Consider the following 16,858-nt stretch of genomic DNA (forward strand, 5'->3'; position numbering starts at 1 on the left):
TTGTCCTATCAATGAAGAAGTCTCTTTACATATCAATTACTTTTCTGCTTACCCTTGTAATAACAACAATGTTGGGATGGGCAAATAACAAAAAAAGTAATACTCAGATCATTTCTTCACAAGATCAAATTGGATTAAAAGCTTCTGAAACTCCTCAACAGCATGATGCTTTACTTATAGCATCTATTGCTGAAAATGATTCAGATGTTGATAAGACCTTTTTTGATTTACCTTTTACCCTATTTGAAAGATATGCTTTTCTCTGGGAGTCAAAATTAAATTCTACGATGGTAATGAATTCTGTTTCGGAATTTGCGCACCATTATCATATTCCCAAATATCTTTTATTTCATAATTTAAAGATCAATATTTCTTTATAGTTTAATACCTGTAAACGCTCGATATAGAGCACTTTACAAATAATTCTTATAAAGATTATCTGAAAACCCCGGATAATCAGTTTCACCATAAAAATACATAAGCTATGCATGAATTAAGTATAGTGAAGGATATTTTTGACACTTTGGAAAATCATTATAATGCCAAAGTAGAAGATATTCAACAGGTTCAGGTAACGGCAGGATTGCTTTCCAATGTTCAGCCTGTTCTTATTCAGAATGCGTTTGATGCATTTATTACAGATCATCCCTACTATCAGGAAATGGAACTTGAAGTGCTCGTCAATGACATTATCGCTCATTGTGATCACTGCAAAAAAGACTTTCAGGTCAGGTACCACAGATTTGTCTGTGATGATTGCGGAACTCCTTCTGCCAATATCGTTCAGGGGAACGAACTCTTTATTTCAAAAGTAATATTTAAACAAATAGAACATTAATATGTCAACAGCTAATCCAAAAAGTTTAGGAAACCGCGTAGGTTCCGTTCAATGTGATAATACCACTCTTCATTTATTAAAGGCTAATGATTTTGTAGCTAAAGCTATCAGAGATCGTTTAAAAGATGTTTGTGTAATCAATGTCTGCTCTTCTCCGGGATCAGGAAAAACAACCCTGATGCAGGAAACCGGAAAACGTCTTGCTGAAGAACTTAATATTTCAATTCTTGTAGGAGATCCGGAAACAGAACGTGATGCCATCAGAATGCGCGAAGTGGGAATCAATGCCTTACAGATTGTAACCGGTGGAATGTGTCATATCGAAGCCCAGATGATTCTACAGGCATTAGATCATATTGATTTAGAAGGTGTTGATTTATTATTCATCGAAAATGTAGGGAACCTTCTTTGTCCGTCTGCTTTTGACCTTGGTGAGGATTATCGTGTAACGCTTCTCGCTTCTACAGAAGGAGATGATAAACCTAAGAAATATCCACGTATGTTTTTAACGAGTGAGCTGATGCTTGTTTCCAAAGCAGATTTACTACCCTACGTTCCTTTTTCTGTAGAAGCCGTAACAAAAGATGCCCGTGAGGTGAATCCGAATCTTGAAGTAATGACCATCAGCACTTTAAACGGAGACGGAATTGACGAATGGTGCAACTGGCTGAAAGAAAAAGTAAAATTGAAAAAAGAAAGCGCTGCTAAAGAAGCTTAATATGAATACCATACAGCCAATCGTAATCGATGAAGTGAAAACAGCGGTGAATAATTGCCACCCTGATGTCCTGGAACTCGAATGGTTTGAAAACAGAAAACAAAAACTGACCCGGACTACCAAATCCGGGCTTGTTCTTGAAATAAGATTGGGAAATAAAGAATGGCATCAGGGAGATGAACTATACAGCGACGGAAAATGTATAGCCAGTATTCATTTCAAGCCATGTTTGACGATATGTTTCCCGGCAAAGAATGATGCCGAGGCGGCAGACTTCTGTTACTTTATCGGAAATCAGCATCTTCCGGTATTTCTTACTCAGGAACACTATTTTGCAGTTCCTTATGACGGACGTTTGTATGAACAGCTTTCTCGCAGATATGGAGAACGCATCCAGCTTACAGATGCCCAGCTATTATCCAATCAATCCTTACGCTATCTGTCAAAAAACCGAGCACATGAAATTTAAGAATCTATTAATCACAGGATTTTCTGCAATCATAATAGTATTGCAAAGCTGTAATAATCCTAAAAATTCAAACAATAAAGAAAACTCATCTGAGGAAATGGTCACAGCCACAGACAGCAGAGGTAAAACCATCACTCTTCCTCACGAGGCAAAACGAGTTGTTGTTTTATACAATGCCCTTGTTGATGATGTTTATATGCTTCAGGCTGGTGAAAAAATTGTAGGAATTCCACAACAGATCTATGAAATGGAAGATACTTACAGTTTTCTTTCCCAACTTGACGAACGTATTAAAAATAAAAGCATTGCCACTCCTACTTTTGGCGGACAATCCAGTAACGCTGAAAGCATTGTAGAGCTGAAACCCGATTTAGTGCTTATATTCAATACAGATGAAGACAATATCAATCAAATTGAAAATCTGGGAATTCCTGTATTTACTTTTTCTTCTTTAAATGACAAAAAAATCCTTGAAGAATTAAAAAATGTAGGAAAACTACTTGGAAAACAGAAGCGTGCAGAAGAAATCACAGGATATGTAGCGGAAGAAGTAAAGAAAATGAGAACTTCACAGTCAGCATCTCCTAAGAAAATCTATTATGCATGGTCTAAAGGACGTATCATGTCTACCTCAGGAAAAGGAAGTCTGATTGATATGGCAATTACTCTTTCCGGAGCTCAGAATGCATGTCCTGTTCCGGTAGAGGCTCCCAATATCAGTGCAGAAACCATGTACAAATGGAATCCGGACCTCATCATTTTATGGAATTCAAAACTATCTGATGTATATAGTCTTAAGGAATTGGAAGCACTTCCTGCGGTAAAAAGCAAACATGTATTTGTGATGTCTCCATCATTCCCTTATGATCCGCATACGGTGAAGTTCATGCTGTTTGCCAAGCAGCTTCGTCATTGGTGCATGCCTGAATATACTCAGGAACAATTGGATCAGGATGTAAAAAAAGCATTTGAGATCATCTACGGGAAAAAAGGACTGATCTGATGATGAAAAGCTTTAACAAAATATTCCTTTTAATTATTTTGCCTGTCCTACTGGTGTTTATCTCGTTGATTATAGGTTCCAGCCAGAATATTGGTTTTGGAGAACTTTTTCACCATATAGCGCTGGAATTGGGAATTTCAAAAGATGAGGCAATGCTTCAGAGCAGTCTGCATACCATTTTATGGCAGGTACGTCTTCCCAGAATCGTTCTTACGTTTCTTGTAGGTGCTTCCTTAGCCTCTGCCGGCGGTGTTTTGCAGTCAGTTTTCAGAAACCCGATTGTTGATCCTTTTACCTTGGGAATCTCATCTGGTTCAGCATTTGGAGCGGCATTGGCAATGCTTTTCCCTGTGCTGGCAGTGAATGTTTCAGCCTTTATTTTCGGAGTTGTAGCTGTGGTAATTACTTATCTTGTTTCCTACGCCGGAGCTAAAACTTCTATCGTGAGCATGGTACTTTCAGGAATGATTGTGTCGGGAGTATTTACTGCATTTCTGACGGTTCTTCAATATCTGAGTGATCCTTATAAATTACAGGCAATTGTACAATGGACAATGGGAAATCTTCATACGGCTTCATGGCAGAAAGTGCATATCGCTGTAGTTCCAATCCTAATTGGCTTAACTGTAATTGTTATTCTACGATGGAAACTTAATCTTTTGGCTTTGGGAGATCATGAAGCAATGGCTGTAGGAGTAAACCCGACCCTGTTTAAACTTATCCTGATGGCTGTAGCGACAATGATCACGGCTTCGTCCGTTGCCGCTGTAGGAGTCATCAGTTTATTTGGATTAATTGTACCTCACATCAGCAGAATGATTTTCGGACCCAATAATAACATTACCGTTTGGGCGAATATCAGTATTGGAGGGGCATTTTTACTACTGATTGACGATTTTTCCCGTTCTGTAATGCCTTTTGAAATTCCGATTGGTGTATTTACCATGATTATCGGAGCCCCTATTTTCATCTATTTAATGCGTAAAAACGCGATAAACTGGAACTCATGAATACAATGATCAATATAGAACAGCTTTCTTTTGATTATGGAAAAGATCAGGTACTGAAAAATGTAAATGCGAAATTTTCAAAAGGGAAATTATCCATTATTCTGGGCAGAAACGGAAGCGGCAAATCTACTTTATTTAAAATCATTGCCGGGCTTGAAAAAAACTATAAAGGAAATATATGGATTGCCGATAAAGAACGCCGAAAGATCAAAATTGGTCCATCCTCCCCCGTTCGTCTTGGGTTTTTAACTCAGTTTCATCAGACGACTTTTCCATTTAAAGTTTTCGATGTAATATTAACGGGGCGGGCTTCATTCTCAAGATTTTCACCTAAGCAGTCGGATTATCAGGAAGTAGAATCCATTCTAGAAAAACTTAATTTAATTCATTTAAAAGATAAGCCCTACACTTCTCTTTCCGGAGGAGAACGTCAATTGGTTCTTTTGTGTCGGGTATTGGTTCAGAAACCTGATATTCTCATGTTAGACGAGCCTACCAACCATCTGGATCTCCATTATCAGGTTGCTGTTTTAAAAGCTATCCGTCAATTGGTTAATGAAGGAACCACGGTTTTATGTGTCATGCATGATCCTAACCTTGCCTTTCAGTTCGGAGATGATTTTTTTGTGATGAATCAGAATGAGTTGATCCCCGTTCAATCTTTTGAAAATGATGAATTGAAACAACTTCTCGAAGAGACTTATCAGGTTTCTTTACTCGCTCTGGAACATCAGGGCACCCCCATGTTTGCACCTCGATTAAAATAAAATATATGAAAAATAACGAAGAAATAACGATTTCCAAAGTTGAAGACTACCATGTTTTTGAAGTGCTTCCTTATGTAATGGAATTCAGACGTCAGCTATACCCTCTACTCGATCCTTTGATTGTTCCAAAAGATCTGGTCAATTTTGAACAAAACTATCTTCACACTCCTACCGGTGCTTTCTTACATGCACGAACAATTGAAGGAAAACTGATTGGCGCTATCGGAATGATGCCTTTTGATTACCGTTTCCCTCATCTTGATATTGACGAAAAAACGACGGTAGAAGTGGCAAGATTATTCGTTAACCCTGAATACCGAAGAGCAGGAATTGCTACCCGGCTTTTCCAGGAATTGTTAAAAACAGCACAACAGAAAAATATCAAACGATTATACCTCCATACCCATCCCTTCCTTCAGGGAGCCTATGATTATTGGCTAAAACAAGGATTTAAACTTTTAAAATCCTGCTATGAAGGCACCTATCCAACCCTGCACATGGAACTTATGATTCCGGCAGAACAATAAATAATTCAAAGCATAGAAGATACAATGAAGCACATAAACAAAAAAGTATTATACATCAACGGTATAATGCTCTTACTTCCTTTTGCCTTATCAGCACAGGAAACTCATCCTATTTTCGGAAAAGTCCTGAATCAGGAAGGTAAAATAATTTCCAATGCCACTGTTTCCATTAATCACGGAAATTCCACCATAACAAGTAAGGATGGACAATTTCAGTTTGAAACTCTTTTTCAGTATCCGGCTCAATTAACAGTGGATGCAAAAGGATATTCCGGTTCGGATATTACTCTGGATTCCCTTTCTTATGATGATAAAAACGGAATCATCATCCGTTTGGCAGAACATCAGACCAATATTCAGGAAGTTCTCATCACTGCCCGCAGAAACAATTCCTATTTAACCAATAATCTGGAATTAGGCGGAAAATTTTCAGGAAATCTTAAAGATCTTCCACAATCCGTTTCCATCGTCAGCAGTGAATTTATGGAAGACAAGCAGGCGTATACCACCCGTGAAGTTGCACAGGATCTTGCAGGAGTTACTACAGCATCCTCTTATGATGACCTTATTATTCGTGGTTTTAAAAGTGGCTACGAAACAGGAATACGCCTTGTCAACGGATTACGTTCCGGATACAGCTATGGAAACAGTTACTATCGTTCACCCTTGACTATAAACTTGGAAAGTGTTTCTGTTTTAAAAGGTCCCGGAGCCTCATTATTTGGAGATATTACGCCGGGAGGAACCATTAATATGGTCACTAAAAAACCTTTGGATAAACAAAAAGGATCCATCAACTTTTCTGTTGGTAGTTTCCAGACCATTCGTACAAATATTGATCTCACAGGACCTCTGGATAAAGAAAAGAAAATTCTTTATCGCTTAAATGCAGGATATGAAGACAGTAAAACCTTCCGAAATATCAATCAACAAAAAAACTTTATGATTGCTCCTTCATTTACTTTCAAACCTTTTGACGGAACACAGGTAGATATTGATCTTGTATATGATCAGTTTCACGGATATCTTGATCGTGGAATGGGTTTAAGAAACAATGATTTTTATGCTTTAGACCGTTCTTTTACTTTAAGCCAGCCATCTGATTTTTATAATACTAAAACCCTTTCATTCAGTGCCAGATTGAACCAGCGTCTGACGCACAACCTATCCTTGAATGCAAGCTATATGAAATCAATCTACCAGGAAGATGTCAATGAACACAGAACCCTGAACAGTTATGCCGATGCTCCTAAGAATACCATTATGAATATGCGTTTTTTTGACAGACATGGAAAAGATTACACAGATAATTCCGTAGTATATCTGAAATGGGATCTTACCGGTCATAAAATAGAAAATCATATTGTAGCGGGGGTAGATTATGCGCAGTATGAAGGAGACAGCAATAATCAGCAGCGTGAAGCAAGACAACAAAAGATAGATGGGAAAATTGTTCCTTTAACGTTTGACCTTAATAACCCTACTTATACCACTCATGATCTGAGCAATTATGTGTGGCTGCCACAGGGAAATTATCCTTTTTTAAGTCCTTACAAAACAACCGGAATTTATGTACAGGATCAAATTTCATTTGCAGACAGACTAAAACTTATTGTTGGGCTCCGTCATGAACATTATTATTCCGAAACAGTAAGTGGTAAAGACCGTTTTAATGCGACGCAAAGCGCATGGCTGCCTCGTATCGGGCTTACGTATCAGATCAACGACCAGATCAATTACTTTGCAAGCTATTCTCAGGGATTTGCTCCTGTAGGTGCCAATTTCATCCAGAATTATCAGGATTACGGAGCAGAAAAACCTTTCACAGCAGAACATAGCTTCCAGATTGAAACAGGGCTTAAAACCGGATTTTTTAAAAATCAATTACAAATGGATTTATCTCTTTTCCAGATAGAACGTCAAAATATGCTGATTGCTACCGGTGAAATCAGTACAACGGGTTTTCCTGTATACAGACAGTCAGGAGAAGCAGTATCAAAAGGAGTGGAACTGGATATTCGAGGACAGTTGACCAAAGAATTCCAGATTATGGGAAATTATACCTATAATCACACTGAAGTAAAATCCTCATCCATAGCTTCTGAAGTAGGACAGGCACTACCCGGAGCGCCAAAAAATATGGCAAGTATGTGGCTGAAATACGTCTTCTCAACCTCAGCTTTAAAAGGTTTGGGATTCGGTGCCGGAGTATATTATGTAGATGCAAGACGTATGGATAACAGCATTGGAAAAGACAGTAACGGCGCAGCCCTTTGGGGAGAATGGCCCTCTTATACTACGGTAAATGCTGCCGTTTATTACCATATCGGAAAAATGAAAATGGCAGTGAATGTCAACAATATTTTCGATAAATATTATTTCCTGGGTGGTTTTGATTATACAAGAGCATTCCCCGGAGCTCCGAGAAATGTAACGGTTTCTGTAGGATATTCTTTTTAAACTTATTTTTAATCTTGATAAAGCCCGGGTTGTTTTTTTACAACTTGGGCTTTTTTATTTTTAAGAGATAAAGGCTTGTACAAAAATTTAGGATAAACTTCTAAACCTCATAAATTTATGTTAGAAAGCATCAATCTACAATTATAAAACACATAGATCACAAGTCTAAGGAGAAAAATTAATCCAAGTCAGCAATATTTTGTAATTTTCCATTTCAAACCCTACCAAAAAATTAATGATGAATCAAGGTTTTCAATACAAATTCATTCAGCCTGACGAAAGTATTGCTGATTTTGTGGAAAATCTTGGAACCTTCCATAATGATTCAGACCAATTTAAGGAAGTAGTTATCATTCCCGATGGACGGATTGATTTATTTTTCATGCATTCCTCATCCGAGTCTTTTCATGTTACCCTTGTAGGACTTGAAACCTATCCGGAACAACGACAAATCCCCCCTCAAACAGCCGCTTTTGTTATCAGTTTTAAACCCATTGCTGTAGAATACATTTTAAATACATCCATTGCCGATATACTTAATACAGCAAAAGAGCTTTCTCCTGATTTATGGAACTTTAAAGCTGATGATTTACAAAATTTTGAATTATGTTGTCAAAAAGCAACCCATACAATAAAAGAATTACGCCCCGAAAAAACAGATGATAGAAAACTAAAACTTTTTGACCTTATTTATGCTTCAAAAGGCGAAATGAGCGTAAAAGAACTTTCTGACAATGTAGGCTGGAGCAGCAGACAAATCAACCGATATTTCACCAAACAGCTTGGATTATCATTAAAAGCATATTGTACGATTTTACGATTTAGAGCTTCATTGGAACATATTGCCCAAGGTAAGCTGTTTCCGGAATTGAATTACACAGATCAAAATCATTTTATTAAAGAAGTAAAGAAATTTTCAGGTGTTGCTCCCAAAGAATTATCAAAAAATAAAAACGACCGATTTGTACTATTATCAGTGTTAAAAGGCAGGTAATTTTGTCCTGTAAAATTTAAATAAATGCTGATAAATAATAAATCAATAGCCATTATAGGTGGCGGACCCGCAGGGCTTACTCTGGCAAGACTATTACAGCTGAAGCATGCGGATGTAAAAGTATATGAAAGAGATTTCAATGAGCACGCACGCGTACAAGGTTCACCTCTTGATATGCACGAAAATTCAGGATTGGCTGCCTTACGGAAAGCCGGGCTGTTAAAAGAATTCAAGAAAACATTTCGCCCTGGTGCAGATAAAACCCTTATCGTCAATGAACAGGCAGAAATACTCTTCAGTGATCATCATACCAAGCCTGAGGAAGATTTTGGAGCAGAACACTTCCGCCCAGAAATAGATCGCGGTCCCTTAAGAAAGATGCTTTTACAATCTCTGACATCCGAAACCGTAGTATGGGACAGCCATTTTATTTCTATGGAACCCAAAAATGAAGGCTGGCTGCTTCATTTCAAAAACGGAACATCAGCTTACGCAGATATAGTTATTGCTTCTGATGGAGCCAACTCTAAAACAAGGTCTTATCTTACAGATATTCAACCTGTTTATTCCGGAATAATCATGCTTGAAGGAAATGTAGCCAAAGAAAATGCACCGAATATTAATGCTTTGATTAATGGTGGCAAAATCATGGCATTTGGCAACAGCAAAAACATATTACTGGGGCAAAAAGGGAATGGTGACCTTGGTTTTTATGCAAGTTTTAAAGCTAATGAAACCTGGGCAAAAGATAGTGGATTAGACTTTTCGGATAATACTATGATCCTTCAGTGGTTTAAAGCAAAATACCCAGAGTGGAATAAAATATGGTATGAGCTTTTTGAACACGCTATTTCTCCTTTTATACCCCGACCTATTTACTTTATGCCTCTAGACCAGCCCTGGACAACGGTTCCTAATTTAACGCTCATAGGTGATGCTGCTCATGTTATGCCTCCATTTGCTGGGGAAGGGGCAAATATGGCAATGCTTGATGCCCTAGAATTAAGTGAACATTTAACAGGTCATGCTTATAATACATTAGAAGAAGCTATTTCTAACTATGAAGTAAAAATGCATAAAAGAGCTGCCAAAGCAATAAAAGAATCGCTTGAAAATGGAGAAAAGATGCATTCTGATACAGCACTCACAACAATGTTGAGTTTTTTCAATGGGCATAAGGTATGATCATAAAAAAACTGTCTCTTTCGAGACAGTCACTTTCCCTCTAAAAAATAAATCTATTTTTCTCTCCGTTAGATCCTGATTTTGGAGACTCATTTGTGTTTGTATTGTAAGACTATGATTTTTTATTTTTTTTAGAAGTCATGATCACTTTATCTGTGAACTTCTTGAACAAAGCTAAATTTTAAACCTTAGAAAATAAAAAAGCGTCATACTACACACATACAACACAACAATAAACAACACATTATCAATACGTTATATTTTAAATAAATTATTGAAAAATTTGGTAAATAAAAATTTTTAAAAACGAGATTATATTGATTGTATATAAAAAGTATAGATATTGTATGTAAAAAAAAACATGATTTTTTTTGGATAATAGATAATGAGTTACCGATATAGTTGTTTAAGTTTAATCATTTTTAAAAAAACAACATAAAAAACCAGTTATTTGATTTTCAATCTTTTAAATAAAAAATATTACTACGTAGTACCTATGTAGTATTGTTTTTTTTCTTCTTTTAATTAAAAATCTTCAATTTTGACATGAGACCACTAAGGAAATCCAGGTGGTGAAAAAAAAAAATTTCGAAAACACTGTCTGATAAGAGAAATCAGGCAGTTTTTTTTTGACTTAAACCAACTCATCAAAAAACTGATAAATATCCGTCTCAGTTGGGATATTAAGCCTTTTTCTGATTCTGTACTTCTTCTGCTGTACAGTTCTGTGCTGAATAAGTGTATAATTCGCGATCTCTTTAGAAGTAAAATGCAGCTTCAGCATCGCACAGAAAGTAAGTTCTGAATTTTCAAGTGCAGGATTGATAGATAGAAGTTTACGAATAAAATCGGGATATGTTTCTTTAAACAGATTCAAAAATGCAGCATCATTATTTTTGGCAAGTTCTATAAGCTCATGCTGTTTGTTATCATTCATCTGGTTCTTTAGCTGTTCCGATTCGGATTTCAGTTTATTTCTCCGCTCTTTTAATAGTTTTATGACTCTCCATGAATATAAAACTAACAATAAAAAGACAGCAACAGATATAAGGATCACCCATTGTACATTTCTTCTGTGGTTTTCAGAAACTTTTTCGGTTTCCGCCATAAAAGATTCCATATCCTGATTGATAGTCTTTAAGGCAGCGGTATTATTTTTACTATTTGCTTCCGTATAAGCATTCAAATAATAATATGCTTTTTCACTATCGCCTGTATTTTCATACACTACTCTCAGGTCATTATAAATATACTTGGTATAATAAGCAGAAATGCGTTTGGTATGGCTATCGATTTTCAAAGCTTTTTTTAACACCTCTTCCGCTTTATTATATTGTTTATCTGCAATATAATATTCTCCCATAATAGTATTCGCATACAGGGCTATTATATCTGTTTTTCCTCGTTCTAACGCTTTATGGTAAGCAATAGTAACATATTTTTTAGCAGAATCCATATTTTTATGCATATAAACATAATCACTTATGGCACAATCTGCGTATCCTGACTGATCTAATTTTCGGGCTTTATGGAAATATTCAAGTGCTTTATCGCTTTGCTTATTCTGACTGTAAAATATACCTTGCTTGAGATAAATATTAAAAAGTATATTATTTTTCAGTTGCTTATCATTTTGTTCACTATTTGTGATAAAGGCTATAGCTTTATTATTGTATTTCAGACATTTATCATATTTTCTAAGCTCATAATTAAATTTTGCATAATTAGTATTGAATACAGCTTTATGCAGATTATTGCTTGAATTTTCTAAAATTTCATTGGCTTCATCAAAGAAAAACTGAGATTTCCGGTAATTTTCCAACGATATATTAACTACCGCCAAATTAATAAGACATAAAGCTTTACCTCCTTCATACCCTATCTTATCTGCTTTTGCATAATATGTCTTATTAAGGTTTACAAGGGAATCATATTCTCCGGAAAGGCGGAATTCTTCATTCTTTTGCGTTAAGGGAACATCAAACGACTTTTCAAATTCTTTGGAACTCTGCCTACAGGAACCTAAAAGAAAAAGTAAAGCGAAAAGAAAAATACGTATCATGGCTCTTTCCTGTTAAAACTAAATTATATTGTAAATTATGATAAAAAAACGACTATCTACACTTAGATATATTACAAATTAATTAAAATAGAAGAATTATTTCTGTACTATTTATGTAGATTATTAAAAAAGGCGTAAAGATCTTCCTCACCTGAAATATTCAATCTTTTCCTGAGCCTATATTTTTTTTGCTGAATAGACCGATGCTGCACAAAAGTATAATCTGCAATTTCTTTAGAAGAAAAACCAAGTTTCAACATTGCACAAAAGGTAAGTTCTGAATTTTCAAGATCAGGATTGATCATCAAAAGAGAATTAATAAAATCAGGATACAGCTCCCTGAATCTCATCAAAAAGGAAGAATCATTTTTCTTTGCCAGTTCAGTTACATCTTGTAGCATTTTATTTTGAACATTGTTTTTCAGCTCTTCGGTTTCTTTTTTTAATTTTCTTTTTTTGGTTTGGAGTATCCTGATAATCCTTTGTACGTACACCCCGGAAACCGTCAAAACAAATATTGACAAAGCAATCGTTAAAGGTAAATAACTTTTCTGCCAGTCTGATTCTGTTTTCATTTCTAAAATAAAATCATCCGTTGTTTTATTCATACTTGCAAACCGTGCACTTTCCAGCCGATTTTCTTCCTCCATATAATTTTTGAGATAATAATAGGCTTTACCCCCATCATTTTTCTTTTTGTATAATCCTGCCAGAGATTTATAAACTGCTGCGATATGGGTTGAATAGGTTCTTTTTGTTTTTATATTAATTTCAAGAGCTTTTTTAAGGTTCTTCTCGGCTTCATCACTGTTATTAATTTCGTTATAATAATATCCCATCGTAAAGTAAACCCACATGGATTCCACATCACTTGTCTTTTGGCTGATCATCTTTTCATCTGCCTTATTTATGTATATTACAGCTTCCTTTAACTGATGGGCAAACAAGTAATATTGGGCAACCATACAATTGCTGTATGCTGAATTTTCCAGCTCATTAGCTTTAAGGAATGATTTTAATGAAGTTCCCATCCAGCCCTTGAAAGCGTAAAATATTCCTTTATTGACGTAAATTCTGGGGAGTAATTTATTTTTAAGTTCCGAATCTACAGTTCGTTTTATATAGTAAAATGCATTATTATTACATTCTATGGCTTTATCATATAATTTCAGATGATAGAAATAGAGACTATAATCATTATAAAAAGTAGCTTTGTGATAATTATTTTCTGAATTTCTAAGTTCTTTTTCTGCGTTATTAAAGAAAAACAATGCCTTTTCATAATTTCCGGCAGAGACATTTACTCCTGCAATGTTGAGATAGCAAAGTCCTTTTCCTGCCTGATACTTCATTTTTTCAGCTTTTTTCAGGTAAGCCATATTAAGGTCCATAAAAGCCTCATATTCTCCGGAAAGCTGTAGTTCATTGCTTTTTTTCATTAAGGAGGTATCAAATACTTCTCTTTCCTTATTCTGAGAAGTTTGATTACAAGATACTATAAACAACAAAAGACATATACAAAACGTATACATCACCATCGCCCTCGTCGATCTTAAATATTTTTTATTGTTTTTAATAATCGTGAAATTTAATTTTCCTTATTCCTATATTCTCAAATTACCTCCCCGTATATATCAAGAAATACAGTAAAAAATTAATCAATTCATTGCTATTATACGCACTTCTTGTCATAAATATACATAATTTCTCATTTTATCTATTGAAAATTCTGTTCCAATTTTTAAAAAAACATAATAAATTTCACTAGATATAGAATATTTATTTTATGATAAATTGTGATCAGTCTCAAAAGTTGTGGATCTAGTGTTAAGTTTAAATTTGAAGGAAGTATATTCCTGATGAGTTAGTAAAATTCTTACTTCCTGATTTTTTAGTAGAGTACTTTGAATCAGTCTCAAAAAATGGGGATTACATTGTAAGGATTTATGGAATTTATTTGACACAAAGTTTTTATAACCTTATCTCCTATTCTAAGAAAGCAAAGGATGGAATCAATTGTATTGATTCCATCCTTTGCTTCCTAAAATACAACTCCAGATAATAGAAATCCTTTGCGTTAAATTTTAAAATTAAACTGATCTAAATATTCTAAGCCCCACAACTTTTGCGCTTGATCCCAAGTAACTGGTTTGAAGTATAGTATAAAACAAAAAAACGACTGAAATAGTCGTTTTTTATTTGTGACCCGGCTGGGATTCGAACCCAGGACCCATACATTAAAAGTGTATTGCTCTACCAGCTGAGCTACCGAGTCGGTCACTTATTTTTTAAAGTAAATCTCTTTTTCAAGAGCGGTAAATAACTACGAATGCAGTTTTTATTGTGACCCGGCTGGGATTCGAACCCAGGACCCATACATTAAAAGTGTATTGCTCTACCAGCTGAGCTACCGAGTCGGTCACTTATTTTACAAAGTAAATCTCTTTTTCAAGAGAGATAAAAATAACTACTGAAATGCAGTTTTTTTATTTGTGACCCGGCTGGGATTCGAACCCAGGACCCATACATTAAAAGTGTATTGCTCTACCAGCTGAGCTACCGAGTCGGTCACTTACTTTTTTAAGTAAATCCCTTTGTTTAAGGGACTGCAAAGATAGGAAAACCCTCTTAAATTCCAAATTTTTTCAAGCTTTTTATCATAAAATTTTATTCAAAATAATTAAACATCTGTTTATAAATAATTTACGAATATTATTTTTTCCGCTTAAAATTTTAAACTTCTGCCAAATCCTGTCTTCGACGAGCAAAATCACTGTTGACATCCATGTTCACGCCCATCAGAATGAATGAAAATATTTTTCTTTTTACTGAACATTTTAGAATTCCTTTTGCTTTTACTAGAAATAAGTTCTATTTTTGAGAGAGAAGAGACAATAATAGCCTCTTACCGACTTATCTTTTCAAGAGTTAAGTTATCTCAAATCACAATTTTTTCTTTTTATATTACTTAATATTTATGAAATTAATTACTCCCAAAAAGTTAGTCAGCGGTGATAAAATAGCAACCATATCCATGTCGTGGGGTGCTGCCGGTGATTTACCTCATCGATATTTAAAGGGTAAGGAACGTTTACATCAAATTTTCAATCTGGAAGTTACCGAAACAAAGCATGCCTTACAATCAGCAGAATGGATCTACAATAATCCGGAAGCAAGGGCAAATGATCTTATGGAAGCTTTTTCAGATTCTTCTGTAAAGGCTGTTATTTCAAATATTGGCGGAGACGATAGTGTACGAATGTTAAAGTATATTGATTGGGAAGTAATTAAAAAAAATCCTAAGATATTTCTAGGATTTTCCGATAGTACAGTAACTCATTTTATCTGTCTTAAAGCTGGTTTAAGCTCTTTTTACGGTACTTCCCTATTGGTAGGATTTGCAGAAAACGGAGGAATGCATGATTATCAGATCAATGATATTAAAAAAACGCTGTTCTCTTCTAACATCATTGGACAGATTCACCCTAATGAAGAAGGCTGGACCACTGAATTTCTTGATTGGTTTGATGTTTCACTACAGGATATCAAAAGAAAACTGACTCCATCTACGGGATGGCGTTTTATAAGAGGGAATTCTATTGCGCAGGGACCATTAATAGGAGGTTGTATGGAAGTATTGGAAATGCTTAAAGGAACCGATTACTGGCCAGATCTGGAAACATGGAAAGATTGCATTCTTTTTTTTGAGACATCAGAAGATATGCCTAAGCCTGAATATGTACGATGGTGGCTGAGAAATTATGCTACCATGGGAATTCTGAAATATGCTAAAGGAATTATTTTTGGAAGACCTTATAATAATTTATATGCTGAAGAATATGAAGCCGAATTACTGAAAGTTCTGGATGAAGAAGGTTTATATGATCTTCCTGTGATCACTCAGATGGATTTTGGTCATACCTGCCCTACTTTCACACTTCCTTATGGGAAACTTGCTGAAATTAATTGTATTGATAAGACATTTTCAATATTGGAAAGCGGCGTTTTATAACTCTCTTTATATTAATCAATTCGCGGGCTGAAGCCCGCGAATTATTAAGATATATATTGTATCACGATGATTTTGTGGATTAAAACATTTAATCAATCTATACAAGAGCAATTTTTCAACATGAAATCTTTTTGAACATGCAATCCTTACCCAATTTTCTGCTGATATTCAAAAAGCTCAATAATAGTATTTTCCAGCTCTTTCCCGTAATGTTTCCCGACCAGATAAAGCGCGGCATCTATTCCAGCCGTTATTCCAGCGGTAGTAATCAATTTTTCCTGATCAACAAAACGAGTATTTTTGTTGACTATACTTTTTGGATTGTGTTCTTCTAAAACGTCTAGCAGCATTGAATGGGTTGTAATTTCATAATGATCCAAAATACCTGTACGGGATAAATGCATACTTCCCGTGCAAATTGTAAAAACAACTGTATCATCATTATAACAACTTTTTACCCAACCCATTACAGTTTTCTGAAAATCATCATTCTGCAAACATTTCATCACCTGCTCCGGATTGGCTCCGGGAATGACGATCATATCAGGTCTAAGTGCAGTTTTCACACTATAAGTTGGAATAATTTTCATGGTATTGGCTTCTGTAAATACTGCTTCTTCAGATTCTCCAACGGTGTAGCAATTGTAACTTCCCGGGCGAATTACATTTGCTTTCACAAAAACATCCAAAGGACCGTTTAAATCCAGGACTTCTACCTGATCATAAATTAAAAATGCGACATTAATAGTTTTTTCATTTTGTTCTTGCTTCATAATTCTATTTTTAAAGATTAATATTTAATGTAAGGGCATA

Annotated in this window: 15 protein-coding genes and 3 tRNA genes; 12 read left to right on the top strand and 6 right to left on the bottom strand. The window is 35.3% G+C overall.

Going from position 1 to position 16,858, the window contains the following annotated elements; genetic code table 11:
• Positions 1 to 11 precede the first annotated feature (11 nt).
• The 11 genes from AC5YGG_RS06825 (at position 12) to AC5YGG_RS06875 (ending at position 9,971) form a co-directional block, all read left to right on the top strand.
• On the top strand, positions 12 to 380 hold the full coding sequence (locus AC5YGG_RS06825; RefSeq protein WP_496143750.1) for a hypothetical protein: 369 nt from the start codon (positions 12 to 14) through the stop codon (positions 378 to 380).
• 104 nt (positions 381 to 484) lie between these two features.
• Positions 485 to 838: a hydrogenase maturation nickel metallochaperone HypA/HybF gene (locus AC5YGG_RS06830; RefSeq protein WP_496143751.1), complete on the top strand. Its 354-nt coding sequence runs from the start codon at positions 485 to 487 to the stop codon at positions 836 to 838.
• Between the two features lies 1 nt (position 839).
• Positions 840 to 1,556 carry a hydrogenase nickel incorporation protein HypB gene (gene hypB, locus AC5YGG_RS06835; RefSeq protein WP_496143752.1) on the top strand — a complete coding sequence of 239 codons (717 nt, stop codon included), beginning with the start codon at positions 840 to 842 and terminating at the stop codon, positions 1,554 to 1,556.
• A 1-nt stretch (position 1,557) separates the two neighbouring features.
• Positions 1,558 to 2,025: an urease accessory protein UreE gene (locus tag AC5YGG_RS06840; protein ID WP_496143753.1), complete on the top strand. Its 468-nt coding sequence runs from the start codon at positions 1,558 to 1,560 to the stop codon at positions 2,023 to 2,025.
• A complete protein-coding gene (locus tag AC5YGG_RS06845; protein WP_496143754.1) occupies positions 2,015 to 3,028 on the top strand; it encodes an ABC transporter substrate-binding protein in 1,014 nt (337 codons plus the stop codon). Before AC5YGG_RS06840 ends, AC5YGG_RS06845 begins: the two co-directional genes overlap by 11 nt.
• A 2-nt stretch (positions 3,029 to 3,030) precedes the next feature.
• Positions 3,031 to 4,038: a FecCD family ABC transporter permease gene (locus AC5YGG_RS06850; protein ID WP_496143878.1), complete on the top strand. Its 1,008-nt coding sequence runs from the start codon at positions 3,031 to 3,033 to the stop codon at positions 4,036 to 4,038.
• The gene (locus AC5YGG_RS06855) at positions 4,035 to 4,805 is read left to right on the top strand and encodes an ABC transporter ATP-binding protein (RefSeq protein WP_496143756.1); all 771 of its coding nucleotides are present in this window, start codon (positions 4,035 to 4,037) and stop codon (positions 4,803 to 4,805) included. The genes AC5YGG_RS06850 and AC5YGG_RS06855 overlap by 4 nt, the downstream gene beginning before the upstream one ends.
• A 5-nt stretch (positions 4,806 to 4,810) precedes the next feature.
• Positions 4,811 to 5,332, top strand: coding sequence for a GNAT family N-acetyltransferase (locus AC5YGG_RS06860; RefSeq protein WP_496143757.1), 522 nt, complete (start codon positions 4,811 to 4,813; stop codon positions 5,330 to 5,332).
• A 24-nt stretch (positions 5,333 to 5,356) separates the two neighbouring features.
• The gene (locus AC5YGG_RS06865) at positions 5,357 to 7,792 is read left to right on the top strand and encodes a TonB-dependent siderophore receptor (protein WP_496143758.1); all 2,436 of its coding nucleotides are present in this window, start codon (positions 5,357 to 5,359) and stop codon (positions 7,790 to 7,792) included.
• Positions 7,793 to 8,027: 235 nt separating this feature from the next.
• A complete protein-coding gene (locus AC5YGG_RS06870; RefSeq protein WP_496143760.1) occupies positions 8,028 to 8,786 on the top strand; it encodes a helix-turn-helix domain-containing protein in 759 nt (252 codons plus the stop codon).
• Positions 8,787 to 8,810: 24 nt separating this feature from the next.
• Positions 8,811 to 9,971 (top strand): FAD-dependent oxidoreductase, encoded by a 1,161-nt coding sequence (locus AC5YGG_RS06875; RefSeq protein WP_496143761.1) that lies wholly within the window; start codon positions 8,811 to 8,813, stop codon positions 9,969 to 9,971.
• A gap of 634 nt (positions 9,972 to 10,605) precedes the next feature.
• Here the strand turns inward: AC5YGG_RS06875 and AC5YGG_RS06880 are convergent.
• From AC5YGG_RS06880 to AC5YGG_RS06900, 5 genes are all read right to left on the bottom strand, one after another.
• Positions 10,606 to 12,033: a tetratricopeptide repeat protein gene (locus AC5YGG_RS06880; RefSeq protein ID WP_496143762.1), complete on the bottom strand. Its 1,428-nt coding sequence runs from the start codon at positions 12,031 to 12,033 to the stop codon at positions 10,606 to 10,608.
• A 107-nt stretch (positions 12,034 to 12,140) separates the two neighbouring features.
• Complete coding sequence (locus tag AC5YGG_RS06885; protein ID WP_496143763.1) at positions 12,141 to 13,472, bottom strand: tetratricopeptide repeat protein; 1,332 nt, start codon at positions 13,470 to 13,472, stop codon at positions 12,141 to 12,143.
• A gap of 763 nt (positions 13,473 to 14,235) precedes the next feature.
• A tRNA-Lys gene (locus tag AC5YGG_RS06890) sits at positions 14,236 to 14,308 on the bottom strand.
• A 69-nt stretch (positions 14,309 to 14,377) separates the two neighbouring features.
• A tRNA-Lys gene (locus AC5YGG_RS06895) sits at positions 14,378 to 14,450 on the bottom strand.
• 76 nt (positions 14,451 to 14,526) lie between these two features.
• Positions 14,527 to 14,599, bottom strand: a tRNA-Lys gene (locus AC5YGG_RS06900).
• Between the two features lie 411 nt (positions 14,600 to 15,010).
• On the opposite strand from AC5YGG_RS06900, the gene AC5YGG_RS06905 reads away from it, so the two are divergent.
• Complete coding sequence (locus AC5YGG_RS06905) at positions 15,011 to 16,045, top strand: S66 family peptidase (RefSeq protein WP_496143764.1); 1,035 nt, start codon at positions 15,011 to 15,013, stop codon at positions 16,043 to 16,045.
• 146 nt (positions 16,046 to 16,191) lie between these two features.
• Here AC5YGG_RS06905 and AC5YGG_RS06910 read toward each other — a convergent pair whose 3' ends face one another.
• On the bottom strand, positions 16,192 to 16,818 hold the full coding sequence (locus tag AC5YGG_RS06910; protein ID WP_496143766.1) for a DJ-1/PfpI family protein: 627 nt from the start codon (positions 16,816 to 16,818) through the stop codon (positions 16,192 to 16,194).
• Between the last annotated feature and the right edge of the window lie 40 nt (positions 16,819 to 16,858).

This window comes from Chryseobacterium sp. CS2K3 (assembly GCF_059515185.1).

Bases quoted from the DNA above. Each gene is read 5' to 3' on its own strand.
- AC5YGG_RS06845 (WP_496143754.1), top strand. From the start codon at position 2,015: ATGAAATTTAAGAATCTATTAATCACAGGATTTTCTGCAATCATAATA.
- hypB (WP_496143752.1), top strand. From the start codon at position 840: ATGTCAACAGCTAATCCAAAAAGTTTAGGAAACCGCGTAGGTTCCGTT.
- AC5YGG_RS06875 (WP_496143761.1), top strand. From the start codon at position 8,811: ATGCTGATAAATAATAAATCAATAGCCATTATAGGTGGCGGACCCGCA.
- AC5YGG_RS06840 (WP_496143753.1), top strand. From the start codon at position 1,558: ATGAATACCATACAGCCAATCGTAATCGATGAAGTGAAAACAGCGGTG.
- AC5YGG_RS06905 (WP_496143764.1), top strand. From the start codon at position 15,011: ATGAAATTAATTACTCCCAAAAAGTTAGTCAGCGGTGATAAAATAGCA.
- AC5YGG_RS06830 (WP_496143751.1), top strand. From the start codon at position 485: ATGCATGAATTAAGTATAGTGAAGGATATTTTTGACACTTTGGAAAAT.
- AC5YGG_RS06885 (WP_496143763.1), bottom strand. From the start codon at position 13,472: ATGAAAAAAAGCAATGAACTACAGCTTTCCGGAGAATATGAGGCTTTT.
- AC5YGG_RS06910 (WP_496143766.1), bottom strand. From the start codon at position 16,818: ATGAAGCAAGAACAAAATGAAAAAACTATTAATGTCGCATTTTTAATT.
- AC5YGG_RS06855 (WP_496143756.1), top strand. From the start codon at position 4,035: ATGAATACAATGATCAATATAGAACAGCTTTCTTTTGATTATGGAAAA.
- AC5YGG_RS06850 (WP_496143878.1), top strand. From the start codon at position 3,031: ATGAAAAGCTTTAACAAAATATTCCTTTTAATTATTTTGCCTGTCCTA.
- AC5YGG_RS06825 (WP_496143750.1), top strand. From the start codon at position 12: ATGAAGAAGTCTCTTTACATATCAATTACTTTTCTGCTTACCCTTGTA.
- AC5YGG_RS06870 (WP_496143760.1), top strand. From the start codon at position 8,028: ATGATGAATCAAGGTTTTCAATACAAATTCATTCAGCCTGACGAAAGT.
- AC5YGG_RS06860 (WP_496143757.1), top strand. From the start codon at position 4,811: ATGAAAAATAACGAAGAAATAACGATTTCCAAAGTTGAAGACTACCAT.
- AC5YGG_RS06865 (WP_496143758.1), top strand. From the start codon at position 5,357: ATGAAGCACATAAACAAAAAAGTATTATACATCAACGGTATAATGCTC.
- AC5YGG_RS06880 (WP_496143762.1), bottom strand. From the start codon at position 12,033: ATGATACGTATTTTTCTTTTCGCTTTACTTTTTCTTTTAGGTTCCTGT.